We start from the raw sequence: 17,447 nt of genomic DNA, 5'->3' as shown, positions 1-17,447 counted from the left end.
CACTCGGGAAGCTGGGGTGGGTGGGGGGTCGCCCGGGAACCGGTATCACGGAACCAGCGACCCGCCCGCCGGTGGCGTCGGCGGTGCCGGAACGGTCGCCGGGAAACCGGCGTCGCGGCAGCCGGCGTCACGCTCGCCGCAACCGGCGTCGGCGGTGCCGGAACGGTCGCCCGTGAACCAGCGACGCGGGAACCAGCGACGCGGGAACCAGCGACACGCTGGCCGGTGGCGTCGGCGGTGCCGGATGGCCGCCGGGGAACCAGCGACTCGTTCGCCCGACGGGCCTGCCCGGCCTGTCGGGCGACGTTCGTTCCCGACGCCGGGGACACAGCGCCACCACGCCGACCTCGGCGGTAAACCGGGCATGGCGGCGAGAACGGACGATCCGCGCCACGGACGACCCGCGTCTCCGCGTTCGCGGCCCAGCGCCCCACACGCGCCATCGCAACCCGCCAACCCGCCGCGGCGAATGTCCTTCCTTCGCACCGCCCTGCCCAGGTCGGGCACCGCGGCACCATCTGGGCTTCCCGCGCTCACAGCCTGCCCATCGCTTCGCCTGCCCACCGCAGCGCGCCAACCGATCGGCAACACCTTCCGACCGCCCACCCTTGCCCCCAAGTAGGATTGTTGAACAAGGCGGTTGTTCAACAATTCGGCGTTCCCCACGTAGGACCTGTCAACAATCCCCCGTGACTCGGCGATGGCCTTGGGTTTAGGGGTGGGCGGATCAGGTCTGGGGTGGGGTGGAATGTGGGATTGTTGGACGATCCTTTCGGCGGTGGCTGTGTCGTTGTGCGGGTGACTTCCGGCCGTGGGGCGGCGGGGCTCGGGAGTCGGTGGTGTCTGTCCGTGAGGCTCGGGTGGGGAGGAGCGCGGTGAGCGACGACGTCGACGCGGTGGTGGTCGGGGGTGGGCCCAACGGGTTGGTGGCCGCGAACGTGTTGGCCGACGCCGGGTGGGAGGTGTTGGTGGTGGAGGCCGCCGACGAGGTCGGCGGTGCGGTGCGGAGTGCCGATGGCGGGGGCGGGGTCACTCGGGATCTGTTCAGCGCGTTCTACCCGCTCGGCGCGGCGTCCCCGGTGTTGCGCGGGTTGGAACTGGAACGGCACGGGTTGGTGTGGCGGCACGCGCCCGAGGTGTTGGCGCACGTGCTGCCCGACGACCGGGCCGTTCTCCTCTCCCGCGACGTCGACACCACCGCCAAGTCCGTCGAGGCGTTCGGGGTCGGGGACGGGGACGCCTGGCACGCCGAGTTCGACCGGTGGCGGGTGGTGCGGGACGGGCTGCTCGACGCGCTGCTCCGGCCCTTCCCCCCGGTCCGCGGCGCCACCCGCCTGCTGCGCGACCTCGGCGCGGGCGACGCGCTCCGGCTCGCGCGCTCGCTCGCCCTGCCGGTCCGCACGTTCGGCACCGAGCGGTTCGCCGGCCAAGGCGCGCCCCTCCTCCTCGCCGGCAACGCGATGCACACCGACCTCGGCCCCGACCAGGCCGGCGGCACCGCGTTCGGCTGGCTGCTGTCCATGCTCGGCCAGGACGTCGGCTTCCCGGTGCCCGAGGGCGGTGCGGGCGCGTTGACCGCGGCGCTCGTGCACCGCCTGAACGCCCGCGTCGACACCGGCCGCCGGGTCACCGACATCGTGATCGCCGACGGACGGGCGCTCGGGATCCGGGACGCCGACGGCGGTCTGGTGCGGGCGCGCAAGGCGGTGCTCGCCGACGTGCCGGCGCCGACCCTCTACCTGGACCTGGTCGACGCGCGCCACCTGCCGTCCCGACTCCTGGCCGACGTCAAGGCCTTCCACTGGGACGACGCCACGATCAAGGTCGACTGGACCCTCTCCTCCCCGATCCCCTGGACCGCGACCGAAGCCCGGCGCGCCGGCACCGTCCACCTCGGCGGCGACCTCAACGGGCTGGCGTCGGCGGCCGCGGAACTGGCCAACAGGCGGGTACCGCGCCACCCGTTCCTGATCATGGGCCAGATGACCACCTCGGACCCGACCCGCTCCCCCGACGGCACCGAGGTCGTCTGGGGCTACACGCACGTCCCGCGCGGCGACGCGTGGTCCGCCGACCGGCTCCGCCGCCGCGCCGACCGCCTGGAACAGCTCGTGGAGCAGCACGCGCCCGGTTTCCGCGACACGATCACCGCCCGGCACGTGCAGGGCCCGGCGGAGCTGGAGGAGACCAACCGCAGCCTGGTCGGCGGCTCGATCAACCAGGGCACGGCCGCGCTGCACCAGCAGCTCGTGTTCCGCCCGACGCCGGGTCTCGGCCGCGCGGACACCCCCGTCGACCGGCTGTTCCTGGCGGGTTCCTCGGCCCACCCCGGCGGCGGCGTGCACGGCGCGGCGGGCGCGAACGCGGCACGGGCGGCGTTGGCGCGCAACGGGATGGCGGGCGAGGCGTACCGGCTGCTGATGTCCGGCCTGCACCGCGCGCTGCACGCCGACCGCCGCTAGTCCTTGCGCAGGACCAGATCCGCGAGCCGGCGCAACGTCTCCCGGTTGCGCGGCACCAGGAACAGCGCCTGCGCCACCTCCGGCACGAGCACCGCCGGACCACCCTTGGCCTGTTCCTCCATCGAGATCCGGGTGCCGCCGTCGACCTCGGTCAGCTCGAACCGCACCCGCGCCGCGCCCAGCGGCCACAGCCCGGCCTCCAGCTCCAGCACCCGCGGCGGGTCGACCTCGAGCACCACCGTCTCGTCCTGCACCTGCAACGGCCACGCGCCGACGCTGTGGTGCACCCGCGTGCCGACCGCGGGCCACCCCGCGTCGACCGACCGGATGTGCGCGGCGCCGACCACCCACCCGGCGTAGGACCACCCGTCCGCCAGCACCGCGAAAACCCGCTCCGGCGACGCCGACACGTGCAGACTGACCTCGACCATGCGCCCAGGTTCCCGCGCCCCGGCCGGCGACACCAGCCCGGGCCCGGGCCGCCACCACCACCGACGGCCCTGACCTGGGTGGACGACGACGCCACCGGCCGTGCGCCACCCCACCACGAACGGGGGAACGGGCGTTGGGCCGAACGGGGTCGACCTCGTTTCGCGCACCGCTGTGAACGCCGGGGGTGCTGTCCGTGAACGATCCGGGTTCTAATACTGGGGTCGGTCGATCCCACTGGAGTTGTGCATGGCGCCACCGCGATCCGGTTCCCCCGTCCTCGTCGGACGAGGGGACGAGCTGGGCGCGCTGATCGCGGTCGTCTCCGCGCAGCCGTCGGTCGCGATGGTCGCCGGCGAGGCGGGCATCGGCAAGAGCCGGTTGGTCGGTGAGCTGCTGGGCCGCCCGGAGGTCGCGCCGCTGCGCGTGCTGACCGGGTTCTGCCAACCGCTGCGCGAACCCTTCCCGTACGGCGCGGTGCTGGACGCGCTGCGCGACGTCGGCCCGTTCCTGGTCCGCACGCGGCTGAGCCCGGTGGTCGGCGCGCTGCGCCCGCTGCTGCCGGAGATCGCCGACCACCTGCCCGACCCGCCGCGCCGCCCGGAGGACCCGAGGCACGAGCGGCACCAGCTGTTCCGCGCGGTGCGCGAGGTGCTGGCGACGCTGGGACCGGTGCTGCTGGTCGTGGAGGACCTGCACTGGGCCGACGACGGGTGCCGCAACCTGCTGCGGTTCCTGATGGCCGACCCGCCGCCGAACCTGACCGTGCTCGTCACCTACCGCCGCGAGGAGGCTCCCGGTGGCATGCCGCTGGGCAGCGCCTACCGACCGCCGGCGGGCGTGCCGAGCGCGTTGCTGGAGCTCGAGCCGCTGACCGTCGACGGCGTGCACGAGCTGACCGCCGCGATACTGGACGTCGACGCGGTGCCCGCCCAGTTCGCCGCGCGGCTGCACGAGCGCACCGCCGGGATCCCGTTCGTGGTCGAGGAGATGCTGCGCGGCCTGCCGAACCCGGACTGGCGGCTGCTGGACGCGGTCGAGGTGCCCGCGCTGCTGCGCGACTCGATGGCCGAGCGGCTGGACCGGTTGCCCATCACGGGTCGCCGCATCGCGCACGCCGCCGCGGTGCTGGGCGTGCCGGCGACCGAGGAGCTGCTGTCCGAGGTGGGCGCGGTGGCACCGCAACGGGCGCGCGCCGCGCTGACCCACGCGTTGCACAGCGGGGTGCTCTACGAGGTCGCGGACGTCCGCTACGGGTTCCGGCACGCGTTGGCGCAGCAGGCGGTCTACGACACGCTCACCGGCCCGGAGCGGCGGAGCCTGCACGTGCGGGCGCTCGACGCGCTGGACGGCGTGACGCCGCGGCCGTACATGCAGCTCGCCGAGCACAGCAGGCGGGCGGGCAGGCAGGCGGACTGGCTGCGGCACGGCGAGGCGGCGGCGGACCGGGCGCAGGAGGTCGGCGACTCCTCCGCGGCGACCCACCTGTTCCAGCGGCTGCTGGAGGAGGCCGCCCTCGAACCGTCCGATGTGGACAGACTGGCGGTCAGGCTCGGCCAGGTCGCCAGGGGCGGCATCGACCAGCACGACCCGCGCGCCACGCTGGAGCGGCTGATCGACGACCCGCGGCTGTCCCGGACCGCGCGCGGCGAGGTGCGGCTGAACCTCGGCTACCTGCTGATCCGCCAGCACGACAGCGTGCAGCAGGGTCGGACGCAGATCGAGCTGGCCTGCGCGGAGCTGGCCGAGCGGCCGGAGGTGGCGATGCGCGGGCTGGCCGTGCTGGGCCAGCCGTTCTTCGGCACCACGCCGCTCGCCGAGCACCTGCGGTGGATGCGCGAGGTCGGCGACTTCATCCGGCGCTGCCCCGACCCCGACGTGCGGTACTCGTTGCTGGCCAACCAACTCGCGTCGCGGGTGTGCATCGGCGACCGCGGCGCGCTGGCCGAGCTGGACGAGCTGCCGCTCACCTCGGCCGACGTCTCCACCCGCCGGCACCTGGCGCGGGCGCACTGCAACCTGGCCGACGCGTGCGCGCTGATCGGCCGGTTCGAGCTGGCCGACGAGCTGCTGGACCGGGGCCTGCGGCTGACCGTCGGCGCGGCCGTGCCGTTCACCGCGAGCACCGGCCAGTCCACCCGGATCCACCTGGACTGGTACCGGGGCGACTGGTCGACGCTGGCCGAGCGCGGCGCGCGGCTGCTGGAGGAGTACCGCGAGCTGCTGCCGGTCGCGGGCGAGATCTCGTTGGTGCTGGGAGGTCTCGCGGTCGCGCGCGGCGACTGGGAGGCCGCCGAGCGGCACCTGGAGGAGACCGGCGTGCGGTCGGCGGACAACTCGATCGCGCCGATCGTGCTGGGTGGTTTCGCCGCGTTGGCGCGGTTGTGGGTGGCCAGGGGCGACGTGGCGCGGGCCTGCGCGGAGGCCGACCGCGGACTGGACGTGGTGCGGCGCAAGGGTGTCTGGGTGTGGATGGGCGAGTTGGCGCCGTCCGCCGTCGCCGCGTACCTGGAGGCCGGGCGGGTCGAGGACGCGATCAAGCTGACCGACGAGCTCGAGGCGGGGCTGGTCGACTGCGCCGCGCCGCTGGCCGAGGCGGGGCTGGCGGCGTGCCAGGCGCTGGTGGCGACGCACCGCGACGAGGACCCGGTGCCGCTGCTGGAACGGGCGCGGGACGCGGCCGACGCGCTCGGGCTCGCGTACTACTCGGCCGGGCTCGCGGAGCTGATCGCCTTGTGCGGCCTGGAGAACGGCGACGAGGCCGCGGCGGGCGCACTGGGCGAGGTCGCCGACCGGTTCGACGCGCTGGGCGCGAGCCGGGACGCGGCGCGGTGCCGGCACCACGTGCGCAGCACCGGCGTGGTCACGCCGTCCCGCCGGGGCAGGCGCGGGTACGGCAACGCGCTGTCCCCGCGTGAACAGGACGTCGCCCGGCTGCTGGCCCAGGGGCGCACCAACCGGGAGATCGCCGACGTCCTGTTCCTGTCGCCCCGCACGGTCGAGCAGCACGTGGCACGCGTGCTGCGGAAACTGGGCGCGGCATCGCGGGCCGACCTGCTCGGTTGAGCCGGTCGGTCCTGGTTCGGTGGGCGGATCGGCTCACCGGCGCGAGCGGACAGCACGACCGGTGGACCGACACGACCGTTGACGGGTTCTTCGATCAGGAACACTTACAGGTAGGAACGCTGGCCCCACGGCATGGCGGCCGCGAGTTGCGCCCGCCTGCCGATGTCGAGCTTCCGGTAGATCCTCGTGATGTGGAGTTCGACGGCCCGGGTGGACACCGAGAAGTGCTCGGCGATCTGCCGGTTGGTCATGCCCTCCAACATCATCAGGGCGATCCGGTGCTCGTGCGGCGTGAGCGCCTCGCGCGTCCGGGCGTCCGCGGACTGGCCGTCGCGCGGACGGACCATCCCCGGCACCCGTTCGCCCTCGGGCAGCCCGAGGAGCACGTGCCACTGCCTGATCCGCACCTCCGCGATCGACTGCGACCGCACGTACGGGTCACCGCGCACGAGGTCGCGCGCGGCGGCCTCGTCCGGAACCTGACAGATGAGCAGCACGCCCGATCCGTCTGCCCACGGCCCGGTGCCGACCAGCACACCCTGCTCGGCGAGCGGTCGCCAGTATTCGCGGTGGGCCAGATGAATGGATCTGCGCACCTGTCGCGCATCCCTAAATGTCAACTCGACGGCGAAAGCCACTGGACTGATCCCCATTTCATTCCGCGGCCGACTTTCGGGACTACTCAACTGTGACGCTAATACACTGTCAAGTGAGCCGGCTCACACCGGGGATGTGGATCCCTGATGACCCCTATAGCCGCTTTTCGAACCAGTGACCCGCGTAGCGGTCGCTGTTGAAGGCCGGCACCTCGCGGTAACCACGCGCCGCGTACAGGGCACGCGCCTCCACCAGGTCCGATCGGGTGTCGAGCCGGATCACCCCGGCACCGGCTGAGACGGCCGCCCGCTCGACGGCCGCGAGCAGCGCCCCTCCCCCACCCGAGCGCCGACTGCTCTGTTCGACGTAAACCCGCTTCAACTCGGCGGTTTCGCGATCGACCATCCGGAACGCGACGCACCCGGCGGGCACCCCGTCCCGGTACCCGACGAAGAACCCGAGGAGATCGTCCGTCGGATCGTCCGCGAGCGCCAGATCAATCTCATTTTCAGTTGCCGGACGTCCGTAGTAACGGCCGATGATGTCCGCCAGGTAGCGGCGCACGAGTCCGACGGCCACCGGGCGGTCGGGTGCGGTGGGCACGACGGTCCATGAGGTCACCACCGGATTTTCGCCTCGATTGGGCCGTTCGGACACCGGGTTTTCCGCGTTCCGGACGCGTGTAAAGTGCGCGGCCGTGGCAGCGCAAGAGGTCCGCCTGGAGCGGGACGCGGCGGGGTTGGCCGTGCTCACCGTGGACGCGCCCCCGTTGAACCTCTACTCGGCCGAGTTGCACGACCTGCTCGACGGCGCGGTCGGCGACCTGGAGGACCGGCCCGCGCGGGCCCTGCTGGTGCGGGCCGAGGGCAAGGTGGTCAGCGGCGGGGTCGACGTGCGGCTGTTCGCCGCGCAGCGGTCGGTGTCGGCGGCCAAGGCGCTGTTCGACCGGATGCTGGAACTGCCCGACCGGCTCGCCGCCCTGCCGTTCCCGACCGTGTTCGCCGCGCACGGCCTGTGCCTCACCTGGGCGTTCGAGGTGGCCGTGGCGTGCGACCTGCTGGTGGCGGCGCGGGGCGCGGAGTTCGGTCTGGTGGAGAAGGTCGTCGGGTTGACCCCGACCATGGGCGGCACCCAGCGGCTCGCCGCGCGGGCGGGTGTGGGCCGGGCGAAGGAGTTCGTGATGACCGGCGACCGCTACGACGCGGCGACGCTGGAGCGGTGGGGCGTGGTGAACCGGGTGTACCCGGACGCGACGTTCGAGGACGACGCGCTGCGCTTCGCCCAGGACCTGGCCGCCGGGCCGACGAGGGCGCACGCGGCGACCAAGCAGGTGTTGGCGCACTACGAGAGCGGTGGGGTCGCGGAGGCCGACGAGCACGTCACCACCATCGCGGCGCAGCTGTTCGCGACCGAGGACCTGCGCGGCGCGGTGCGCTCGTTCCTGGCCGACGGACCGGGCCGCGCGACGTTCAGCGGTCGCTGAGGCAGCGGGGCGGTTGCGCGGTCGCCGAGACGGCGTGAGGGTTCCGCCGTCGCCGAGGCGGCATGAAGCGTTCCGCGGTCGCCGAGGCGGCGTAAGGGGTTCCGCCGTCGCTGAGGCGGCATGAAGCGTTCCGCGGTGGCCGAGGCGGCGTAAGGGGTTCCGAGGTCGCCGAGCCGACCGCGCGGGTTCGGCGATGGGTCGTGCCGACCCCGGACGACGCCCGCGGCCGGGTGGTGGCCTCGGGCGAGGTTCGGCGGTCGCGAGCCGGCCGGACGGCACACCCGGGCGGGGTTCGGCGATCGCCGGCCGGTGATCGCTGGCGGTCGGCCGGATCCGGTGAGGTTCAGCGGTCGTTGAGGCGGCGGAACTCCAGCCAGCGGTTGCTCTGGCCGGCCCAGATCTCCTGGTACTCGGCGAACATCCGGTGGATCCGCTCCGGGTCCAGGTCCTCCGGCCCGGTCGAGGACAGGTAGAACGCCAGGTCGTCGCGCAGCCGGTGGAAGCGGTGCTGGGACTCCTCCATCAGCACCCACAGCGAGCGCCACGCGAAGAACGGCTCCAGCGCGCCGACCACGGTGGTCAGCGCGATCAGCGAGAACGCCAGACCGGTCCACGCGTCCAGGTTCTGCCAGCCGAGGAGGATCGTCGCGGTGGCGGACAGGCCGAGCCCGGCGAGCTTGAGCACCGACGAGTTGCGGCGGAACCGCTCCTTGCGACCCCGGCTGTAGGCCGAGGCCTCCTCGACGCGGCGCAGCAACTCCCGGGCCAGCTCGTGCGGCGGCAGCCCGACCTTGAGCGGCTCGACCGAGGGGTCGACCGGCGGCGCGCTCGGCTTCGGCGGCACGAGGTGTGGTGTCGGCTTGGGCCTGGCCGGCACGCGGGCGGGTTTCTCGGCGGGTGCGGGCTCCCCCTGGTCCATGCGCCCGACCCTAGATCACCGGGCGTCGTAGGTGGAGCCGCCGTACCAGGCCAGCGCCGAGCGCAGCTCGACCACGTCCCGGTCCCGCCGCTTGCGGTAGCGCTCGTGCGACACCGGGTACACCCGCAGACCGCCCTGGTGATCCGCGAAACTGCCGCGCCCCAGGGACTTCGGCACCTCGGCCGCCGGCACCAGCCACACCACCACCCACGGCCGCGCGCGGTGCGACTCGATCTTGATCCGGGCGATCGCGTACCAGGGCAGGCGGCGGGTCTGCTCGCCGTTGGACAGCTTCACGCCGTCCGGGCCGACGTCCAGGGTCAGCGGCGAGCGCAGCACACCCGCGAACAGCCGGACCGTGGCCATCGCGAACACCACGAACGCGACGAACGCCGCCGCGCGCACCGACGCGTGCGCGCCCGAGTTCTGGCTCGACACGGCGAGCGAGACGAACGCGGCGGTGAAGTTCACCGCCGTCCAGGTGAGCCCGGCGATCCGCGACGTGCGGAACCGGACGCCCGTCGGCGTGACCTTGCCCTTGCCGGCGTCCTTCACCGGCACGACCGGCGCCTGGGCCGTCACGGGCTTCGGCACCGCCGGGCGTTCCTCGACCAGCACCCGGGTCGGCGGTTTCGGGGAGGCGTCGGCGACCCTGGTCGCCGGCTTCGCGGGCAGTCGGCTCAGCTCCGTGTGGCGCTGCTCCACGAGCGTGCGCACCTGCGCGGGCAGCCACGACGGCTCGGTGGACGGCGGTCCGATCGCCTCCAGCAGCCGGGCGGGCGTCAGCCGGCGCTCGGGGTCGCGGACCAGGCACGGCACGATCAGCGGCACCAGACCCGGCGGCACCCGGGACAGGTCGGGCTCCTGGTGCACCACCCGGTAGACCAGCGCGGACGTGGCGCCCTCGCCGAACGGACCGGCGCCGGTGGCCGCGTAGACCAGGATCGAGCCCAGCGCGAACACGTCACTCTGAGTGGTGATCTTTCCCCCGACCACCTGTTCGGGGGAAAGGTAACCGGGCGTGCCGAAGACGGTGCCCGCCTCGGTGAGCGCCGAGTGCTCCAGCGCGCGGGCGATGCCGAAGTCGATCACGCGCGGCCCGTCGTTGGCGAGCAGCACGTTGGACGGCTTCAGGTCGCGGTGGACGAGCCCGGCGCCGTGGATCGCGGCCAGCGCCTCGGCCAGGCCGCCCGCGAGCCGCCGCACGGCGCGCTCGGGCAGCGGCCCGGAGGTCTCGATGGCCTGCTGGAGCGTCGGTCCCACGACGTACTCGGTGGCCATCCACGGCCGCTCGGCGTCCGGGTCGGCGTCCACCACGGTGGCCGTCCAGAACCCGCCGACCGCGCGCGCCATCTCGACCTCGCGCCGGAACCTCTCCCGGAACTGCGGGTTGTCGGCCAACTCGGCGCGCGCGACCTTGACCGCGACGGGCCGCCCGCCGCGGGAGCGGGCGAGGTAGACCGATCCCATCGCGCCCCGGCCCAGCGAGGCCAACAGCGCGTAGTCACCGATCCGTGAGGGTGCGTCGGGAGGCAGAGGCTGCACACCACCACAGTAGATGCGCGGCCCACCGCGAGTCCGGCACTCCGACCGTCCCGGCCGCACGGGGCCTGGCCGGTCGGAGTGGACTACGCGGCCGGTGTCAGTCGGCGTCCCGCGGCGCCGGGCTGCTCAGGGCGCGGAGCGCGGCCGCGCGGGAACGCCAGGAGTAGGCGAGCACCGACGTGCGCGACGCGGCCGGGGTGACCAGCGGGCCGCCCGCCAGCGTGACGCGGATCGCCTCCACGAACTCGGCGTGCGAGGTCGCGGACCGGACGCGGTCGGTGTACGCGGCCAGCTCGGCGAAGTCGGTGCTCACCACCGGGAGGCCCAGCGCCAGGTACTCCTTGAGCTTGATCGGGTTGGAGTGCTTGATCCAGCTGTTGTCCTGCCACGGCATGATCGCCACGTCGAACGACGACCCGTAGGCCGGGATCGTGTCATAGGGCCGGAAACCCAGCCAGTGCACGTTGGGGTACTTGTCGAACCGCTCCATCGGGTGCGTCGCGTCGCCGATCAGCACCAGCGACACGTCGGGCAGCTCGGCCGCGACCCGCTCCAGCAGGTCGAAGTCCACGACGAAGTCGTCCAGCGCGCCGAAGAACCCGATCCGCGGCCCGTCCACCGCGCGCACGTCGTCGGGCCACTCGTACTCCGGCCGCGGCGTGAAGTGGTCCACGTCCACGCCGTGGTCGAGGAAGTACGCCCGCGAGCCGGTCCGCGGCGCCTCCTCCGCCATCAGCGCGTGGCTCACGTAGACGACGTGGTCGGAGTGCGCGAGCAGCTCGTTCTCCAGCGCCTCGATCGACGCCCGGTCCGCCTCGGGGAAGTCCGAGTGCCGGTCCGACCGGTTGAACACCAGGCTGTGCCTGCGCATCGGCGCGACCACGTCCCACGCGGTCGGGATGGTGACCATGATCACCGGCGTCCGGATGCCGAGGAAGAACGCCACCAGCCGCACCTGCGTGCGCACCAGCACCGCGTTCACCCGGCGCAGCAGGGGTGAGCCGTAGAACGGCAGCGGCAGCGGCGACATCACGTAGAAGTCGGGCATCGGCCGGCGGACGAACTTGGCCACGCTCTTGAGCTTGCGCAGGATCTTGCGGGCCACGTGGGTGCTGTTGCCGCGGGTCGGCATCCGCATCCCGATGCTGTTGACCACCAGCACCCGGCGCTGCTCGGACATCGACCGCATCAGCTGGAAGTCCGAGTGCGCCCGGTTGTGGTACCACCAGTCCTGCGCGGAGAAGCAGATCCAGCCGGGCTGCGCCGACGACGACGCGGCCGGCCGGGCGGGCCACTTCCGCCACCGCACCAGGTCCCGGACCGCGCGCCGGTGCTTGCCGTCCAGCGGCGACCGCAGCACCTCGTTGAGCAGCACGATCCACCACATCAGGAACGCCGCGGCCGCGCCGCTGCGCTCCCGCACCAACCGCACCCGGTTGGTGGCCGCCATCGACCACAGCACCGGCGACGTGCCCTGCTCACCGCCCAGGTGCACGGCGTGCGCGCGCGGCTCGTACCGCACCGCGAACCCGGCGCCGCGGGCGCGCAGCATGTACTCGGTCTCCTCGGAGTACAGGAAGTACCGCTCCTCCAGCACGCCCAGCGCGGCCCGGCACTCGCTCGAGATCAGCCACGCCGCGCCGGTGACCCAGTCGGACGTGCCCGCGGTCTCGTACCGGCGGCGGTCGACGACAACCTCACCGAGCGCGCCGATCCGACCCGAGCGGAACCCGCCGAGCAGGGCTTCGCCCAGGGCGCGCAACGGGGTCGGCGCGCGGCGCAGCGAGTACTGCGGCGAGCCGTCGGCGTAGCGCAGCCGGGGCGCGGTGATCCCGGTGCCCGGCAACCGCAGCGCGGCGAGCAGCAGCGTCACCGCGTCCGGCGAGAGCCGCACGTCGGGGTTGAGCACCAGCACGTCGGCGTCCGGGCCCGCGGCGGCGAAGCCCGCGTTGACCCCGGCGGCGAACCCGTCGTTGCTCGGGCGGGCCACCACCTCGGCGTGCGGCGCGACGGACGCGACGACGGCCAGGGTGTCGTCGGCGGAGGCGTTGTCCACCACGATCACCCGACTGTCCGGAAGGGACTCGAGCGCGACGGCGACGGATTCCAGACACTCCCGCACCAGGTCGGCACTGTGGTAGGTCACGACGACCACGGCGAGCGACACGGTCAGTTCCCCCTGGAGCGGTAGCGGGTTTTCCCGGCTTGCACCAACAACTTCAACGCGAACGGCAGGTCGTCGCGCAGGTACCGCCGCGCGAGCCGGCGCGGTTCCAGCGCCAGCCGGTGCAACCACTCGGCGCCGACCTTCTGCACCACGCCGGACGCGCGCTTGAACTCGCCCGCCGCCATCGGGATGCCGGCGCCGCAGCCGAGGAACCAGGCCTGCGGCAGTTCCGCGCGCAGCAGCCTGATGAGCCTCTCCTGCTTGGGGAAGCCCAGGCCCACCAGCACCAGGTCGGGCTCGGCCTTCACCGCGGACGCGACGACCTCTGCGGTCGCGACCACGTCCTGGTCGAAGCCGAACGGCGGCGAGTCGGTGCCCGCGACGGTCAACCCGGGGTAGCGCTCCACGAGCGCGGCGGCGGCCTTCTCCGGCACGCCCGGGTTGCCGCCGAGCAGGTAGACCGAGCGCCCGGCGCGGGCGGCGGCCTCGGTGAGCGTGTAGACCAGTGACGACCCGGTCACCCGTTCGGGCACGTGGGTGCCGGCCAACCGGCCCGCCCACACCACGGGCATCCCGTCGGCGACGACGATCTCGGACTCGGCGATCAGCGCGGCGAGTTCGGGCGACCGGGTCGCGGCGCGCACGATGTCGACGTTCGCGGTCACGATCGCGCCACCGGATCCGCTGTCCCACGCGCGGACGAGGTGGTCCGCGACAGCGGCCTCGGGTACAGCCCACACCTCGACGGCGCCCACCCGGACGTGGGACGCGGAAAAGCTCGGCATACCCGCGACATCGACCACGCGCAGGTCACCGTTACCCGAAAGTGAGTCACCCGCCCGTGGAGGCGGTAACGGTCACCACCCGTGACCGATAACGAGGGCATGTACGTTGCGTCCGTCCGGCCGAGCGAGCGCGTCAAGGGCCGGGTACCCGGCACCGTCGTGGCACTGGGCACCGTCAGCCTCCTGACCGACGTCTCCGCCGAGATGGTCACCGCGTTCATGCCGGTCTACCTGCTCTTCACGCTCCAGCTGGGCTACGCGCAGTTCGGGATGCTCGACGGGCTGTACACGGGCGCGACCGCCATCCTGCGGCTCGTGGGCGGACACCTGTCCGACCGCACGAACCGGCACAAGCTCGTCGCCGGCATCGGTTACGGACTGTCCGCGGTGACCAAGCTCATCTACCCGGCCATCGGCGCGACGAGCCTCGGCATCGGCGCGACGCTGGCCGCGGACCGCGCGGGCAAGGGCTTGCGCACCGCGCCGCGCGACGCGCTGATCTCGCTGTCCACCCCGCCCGACCGGCTCGGCGCGGCCTTCGGCGTGCACCGCAGCATGGACACGGTGGGCGCGCTGATCGGGCCGCTGATCACGTTCGTGCTGCTCTACCAGATCGGCAACGTCGCGGGCCCGGTGTTCGTGGTGAGCGCGTGCTTCGCGGTGGTCGGCCTGATCGTGCTGATCGCGTTCGTCCGCGAGCACCCGGCGAAACCCGACCGCGGGCCGACGCCCTCGATCCGGGCGGGCCTGAACCTGTTGAAGGAGCGGCAGTTCCGCCGGGTGACCCTGGCCACCACGGTGCTGGGCCTGGCCACGCTGTCCGACGCCTTCGTGTTCGTGCTGGTGCAGAAGGCGACCGACGTGCCGCTGTACCTGCTCCCGCTGCTGCCGCTGGGCACCGCGCTGATCTTCCTGCTGGCCGCCTCGCCGATCGGCAGGCTCGCCGACCGGGTCGGCCGCTGGCCGGTCTTCCTCGGCGGTCACGTGCTGCTGCTGGCCGTGTACACCTCGCTGCTGGTGTCCGGCGCGGGCTACTTCGGCGCGGCCGCGGCGCTGCTGATGCACGGCCTGTTCTACGCCTGCACGGACGGCGTGCTGTCGGCCAAGGTCAGCCCGCTGGTGCCGGAGTCGCTGCGCGCCTCGGGCCTGTCGGTGGTGCAGACCGGGCAGGCGCTGGCCCGGCTGCTGTCCTCGGTCGGCTTCGGCTTCCTGCTCCAGTTCGCCGCGTTCGGCACCGCCGTGGGCGCCGCGATCGGCGCGCTGCTGGTGTCGGTCTTCCTCGCCTGGAAGCTCGCCGCCTGATCCCGGCACGCGAAAGGGCCGGCCCACGACGTGTGGGCCGGCCCTTTGTCCGGTACGTCCGTCAGACCTTGATGTAGCCGTGGCTGACCGACGGGCCGTGCGCCGCGTCACCGGCGAAGCTCGCCGTGTAGCCGCGCAGCAGCGTGGACAACCCGATCAGCAGCGGCACGTTGCCGTCGCACTGGGCCCGACCGGCGGTGTTGGTCGTGCCGGTGCACAGCGGGTGCCCCTTGATCGAGCGGAACGTCACCTTCACGCCCGCCACCGGCTTGCCGGTGTGCTCCTCGGTCACCGTCGCGTTGACGCCCTTGACGGTGAAGTAGAGCAGCTTGAGCTGGAGCGTCGCCGACGTGCCGGACACCGTCTTGGTCGGTGCCGGCGGCACGGCGTGGATCGCGATGCCGACCGGGTTCTGGCCGACCGGGACGGTCGAGACGACCGACAGCGCCGCGGTGTCCACGATGGACACGGTGCCGCTGTTGAAGTTCGTCACGTACGCCCGGGAGCCGTCCGGGGTCAGCGCCACGCTGATCGGCCGGTCGCCGACCGGCAGCGTCGCCACCGACGTGCGCGCGTTGACGTCCAGCACCGAGAGCGTGTCGCCCTCGCTGTTGGTCACGAACGCCCGCGCGCCGTCCGGCGAGATCGCGATGCCGTGCGGCACGAAGCTCACCGGGATGGTGCCCAGGATCGCGTTGGTCGCCGTGTCGACGACCGCCACGTTGTCGTTGAACTTGTTGACCACCAGGAGCTTCTTGCCGTCCGGCGTCACGGCCACCGCGGTGGGCGTGTTGCCGGTCGGGATCTCGGCGACCTCGGTGTTGGTCGCGGTGTCCACGACGGACACCGTGCCCGGACCCGCGACGTCGTGCGCCACGTACAGCTTCGAGCCGTCCGGGGTGAGCGCGACGCCGTCGGCGTTGGGGCCGACCGGGATCGTCTCGGTGGTGGTGAGGGTCGCGGCGTCCACAACGGACACCGTGCCCGCGCGGTAGTTGCTCACGTACACCACGCCACCGGTCGGCGAGACCACCACGCCGGCCGGGCCGTCGCCCACCGGCACGGCCGCGTCGATCGTGTTGGTGGGCGTGTCGATGACGGTGAGCGTGTTGTTGCGCACGTTGGTCACGTAACCCCGTGCGCCGTCGAACGCCACGCCGACGCCGTAGGGCGAATCGCCGTTCGAGTCGGTGAGCGTGCTGGTGACCGCGTTCGTCGCGGTGTCCAGCACGGACACTCCCCCGCCGTTGTTGGCGATGTACCCGAGCACCCGGTTCGGCGCGGCGACCGCCGACCCCGGTGCGAGGAGCAACGCGGCTCCCACTGCGAGCACGCCGCACGCGGCGGGCACCTTGCGGATCTGTCTGAGCACTCTCGGGCCTCCATGTCACTCCGGTCCCCGCACGAGGCCCATCGCGCCCTGGTCACCCACTGTTAGCCCAAGCGGGTCAGAATTTGTAGACGTGCACCTGGTAAGGCCCGAAATCGTCCACAATCCGCCCGTTCCGCACCGGAACCGAGCGGTGCTCGCCCACCACCTCGGCCTTCCCCGACGTCAGCGGCACGGTCAGCTCGACCGTCGCGCGACCACTGCGCGGAACCGAGGCGTCGCCGTCCGTCTGCGCCAGCACCCACCGGGACCCGAGGGCTTCCTTGTGCAGCACCGAAACCGGGATCCCGTTCCGGCTCCTCGCGGTCACCCCGGGCAGACTCGACGCGTTGAGCACCGGCGCCAACGACTTGAGCCGGGCGTTGACGGCCTTCACCCGCGCGGCGATCTCCGGCCGGGTCACCAGGCTCGCGTACTCGCCGCCGCCGTCCGGGTAGAAGCTGTGCGCGAAGTAGTTGATGCCCGTGGCGCCGTGCAGCACCGTGTTCCAGACCGCGGATTCCAGCTGGTCCGGCGTGATCGGCTCGCCGTGGGTGTGCGGGTGGCCGGTTTCCACGAAACCGTAGAGCGGTTTGTCCGGGCCGCACCACTTGCGCAGGGTGTCGAGCACCTCGCCGTAGCGGTACGCGCCGATCCCGTCACGGTCCGGGTGCGTCCAGCCGTAGTAGTCCGCCGAGGCGATGTCCGCGGCCTGGCAGTAGGTCCGCATGTCGGTCTCGTAGTCCTTCTCGATGTACCCGTAGCCGACACCACCGCCCGGCGTGCCCATCCACACCCCGAAGTTGATGAACGTCGGCCGCGACGGGTCCTTCGCGCGGACCCCGTTCGACCGCGCGAGCACCGCCGAGGGCCACATGTCCGGGTGGAAGGTGTCGCCGTACGCCACGTTCATGTCCGGCTCGTCCACGACCAGGTACCCGACGTAGTTGCGCGCGTGCTCCCGGTCGGCCAGCACCTCGTCGACGCGCTTGGGGTCGGGGTACACCCGCCAGTCGGTCTCGAGGAGCCCTTCCCGGCGGAGGTACCACCACTCGTCCTCCCACAGCCCCAACCCGAAGTCGACGCCGAGCGCCGGGTAGGCCCGGCCGAGCTTCACGCCGTTCTCGACCCCCGACGGGTCCTGCATCCACACCTGGATCGGGAAGAACGCGGGGTCGCCGGTCGGGTTCGGCCCGTTGGCCCACCTCCGGTACTGCTCGACCACCGGGTGCGCCGGCGGCCGGGCCACACCTTGGGCCTGACCGGCGAACGTCGCCGAGAGGAGCAGGAAAACCGGTGCCAGTGCTCGCCCTCGGCGCACTC

Annotated in this window: 13 protein-coding genes; 4 read left to right on the top strand and 9 right to left on the bottom strand. The window is 72.8% G+C overall.

Features of this window, described 5'->3' with window-relative positions; all coding sequences use genetic code 11:
• Window positions 1-875: 875 nt before the first annotated feature.
• Window positions 876-2,462, top strand: coding sequence for an NAD(P)/FAD-dependent oxidoreductase (locus AB0G50_RS33745; protein WP_360117357.1), 1,587 nt, complete (start codon window positions 876-878; stop codon window positions 2,460-2,462).
• On the opposite strand, the gene AB0G50_RS33740 is transcribed toward AB0G50_RS33745, so the two are convergent.
• Window positions 2,459-2,893, bottom strand: a complete 435-nt coding sequence (locus AB0G50_RS33740) for an SRPBCC family protein (protein ID WP_360117354.1) — start codon at window positions 2,891-2,893, stop codon at window positions 2,459-2,461. The two genes, AB0G50_RS33745 and AB0G50_RS33740, sit on opposite strands and share 4 nt — an antisense overlap.
• 247 nt (window positions 2,894-3,140) lie before the next feature.
• Here AB0G50_RS33740 and AB0G50_RS33735 point away from each other — a divergent pair, with 247 nt between their 5' ends.
• Complete coding sequence (locus tag AB0G50_RS33735; RefSeq protein WP_360117351.1) at window positions 3,141-5,957, top strand: AAA family ATPase; 2,817 nt, start codon at window positions 3,141-3,143, stop codon at window positions 5,955-5,957.
• Window positions 5,958-6,061: 104 nt separating this feature from the next.
• On the opposite strand, the gene AB0G50_RS33730 is transcribed toward AB0G50_RS33735, so the two are convergent.
• On the bottom strand, window positions 6,062-6,553 hold the full coding sequence (locus tag AB0G50_RS33730; protein ID WP_360117348.1) for a LuxR C-terminal-related transcriptional regulator: 492 nt from the start codon (window positions 6,551-6,553) through the stop codon (window positions 6,062-6,064).
• A 154-nt stretch (window positions 6,554-6,707) separates the two neighbouring features.
• The gene (locus AB0G50_RS33725) at window positions 6,708-7,175 is read right to left on the bottom strand and encodes a GNAT family N-acetyltransferase (protein ID WP_360117346.1); all 468 of its coding nucleotides are present in this window, start codon (window positions 7,173-7,175) and stop codon (window positions 6,708-6,710) included.
• A 76-nt stretch (window positions 7,176-7,251) separates the two neighbouring features.
• On the opposite strand from AB0G50_RS33725, the gene AB0G50_RS33720 reads away from it, so the two are divergent.
• Window positions 7,252-8,037, top strand: coding sequence for an enoyl-CoA hydratase/isomerase family protein (locus tag AB0G50_RS33720; RefSeq protein ID WP_360117344.1), 786 nt, complete (start codon window positions 7,252-7,254; stop codon window positions 8,035-8,037).
• A 343-nt stretch (window positions 8,038-8,380) separates the two neighbouring features.
• Here AB0G50_RS33720 and AB0G50_RS33715 read toward each other — a convergent pair whose 3' ends face one another.
• From AB0G50_RS33715 to AB0G50_RS33700, 4 genes are all read right to left on the bottom strand, one after another.
• Window positions 8,381-8,956 (bottom strand): SLATT domain-containing protein, encoded by a 576-nt coding sequence (locus tag AB0G50_RS33715; RefSeq protein ID WP_360117341.1) that lies wholly within the window; start codon window positions 8,954-8,956, stop codon window positions 8,381-8,383.
• A 15-nt stretch (window positions 8,957-8,971) separates the two neighbouring features.
• Window positions 8,972-10,501 carry a serine/threonine-protein kinase gene (locus AB0G50_RS33710; RefSeq protein WP_360117338.1) on the bottom strand — a complete coding sequence of 510 codons (1,530 nt, stop codon included), beginning with the start codon at window positions 10,499-10,501 and terminating at the stop codon, window positions 8,972-8,974.
• Window positions 10,502-10,598: 97 nt separating this feature from the next.
• Entirely contained in the window at window positions 10,599-12,668 is a 2,070-nt protein-coding gene (locus tag AB0G50_RS33705; protein WP_360117335.1) for a glycosyltransferase, read from the bottom strand.
• 2 nt (window positions 12,669-12,670) lie between these two features.
• Window positions 12,671-13,453: a WecB/TagA/CpsF family glycosyltransferase gene (locus AB0G50_RS33700; RefSeq protein ID WP_360117332.1), complete on the bottom strand. Its 783-nt coding sequence runs from the start codon at window positions 13,451-13,453 to the stop codon at window positions 12,671-12,673.
• A 99-nt stretch (window positions 13,454-13,552) separates the two neighbouring features.
• Here AB0G50_RS33700 and AB0G50_RS33695 point away from each other — a divergent pair, with 99 nt between their 5' ends.
• Entirely contained in the window at window positions 13,553-14,755 is a 1,203-nt protein-coding gene (locus AB0G50_RS33695; protein WP_360117329.1) for an MFS transporter, read from the top strand.
• Window positions 14,756-14,816: 61 nt separating this feature from the next.
• On the opposite strand, the gene AB0G50_RS33690 is transcribed toward AB0G50_RS33695, so the two are convergent.
• Together AB0G50_RS33690 and AB0G50_RS33685 are read right to left on the bottom strand one after the other, a co-directional pair.
• Window positions 14,817-16,127, bottom strand: a complete 1,311-nt coding sequence (locus AB0G50_RS33690) for a cytochrome D1 domain-containing protein (RefSeq protein WP_360117326.1) — start codon at window positions 16,125-16,127, stop codon at window positions 14,817-14,819.
• Between the two features lie 76 nt (window positions 16,128-16,203).
• Window positions 16,204-17,445, bottom strand: coding sequence for a hypothetical protein (locus AB0G50_RS33685; RefSeq protein ID WP_360117323.1), 1,242 nt, complete (start codon window positions 17,443-17,445; stop codon window positions 16,204-16,206).
• Window positions 17,446-17,447 lie beyond the last annotated feature (2 nt).

Source organism: Actinosynnema sp. NPDC020468 (assembly GCF_040642015.1).
Taxonomy (GTDB): Bacteria; Actinomycetota; Actinomycetes; order Mycobacteriales; family Pseudonocardiaceae; genus Actinosynnema.
The sequence above is the reverse complement of the archived record's forward strand: the minus strand, read 5'-3'. Positions and strand labels throughout refer to the sequence as shown.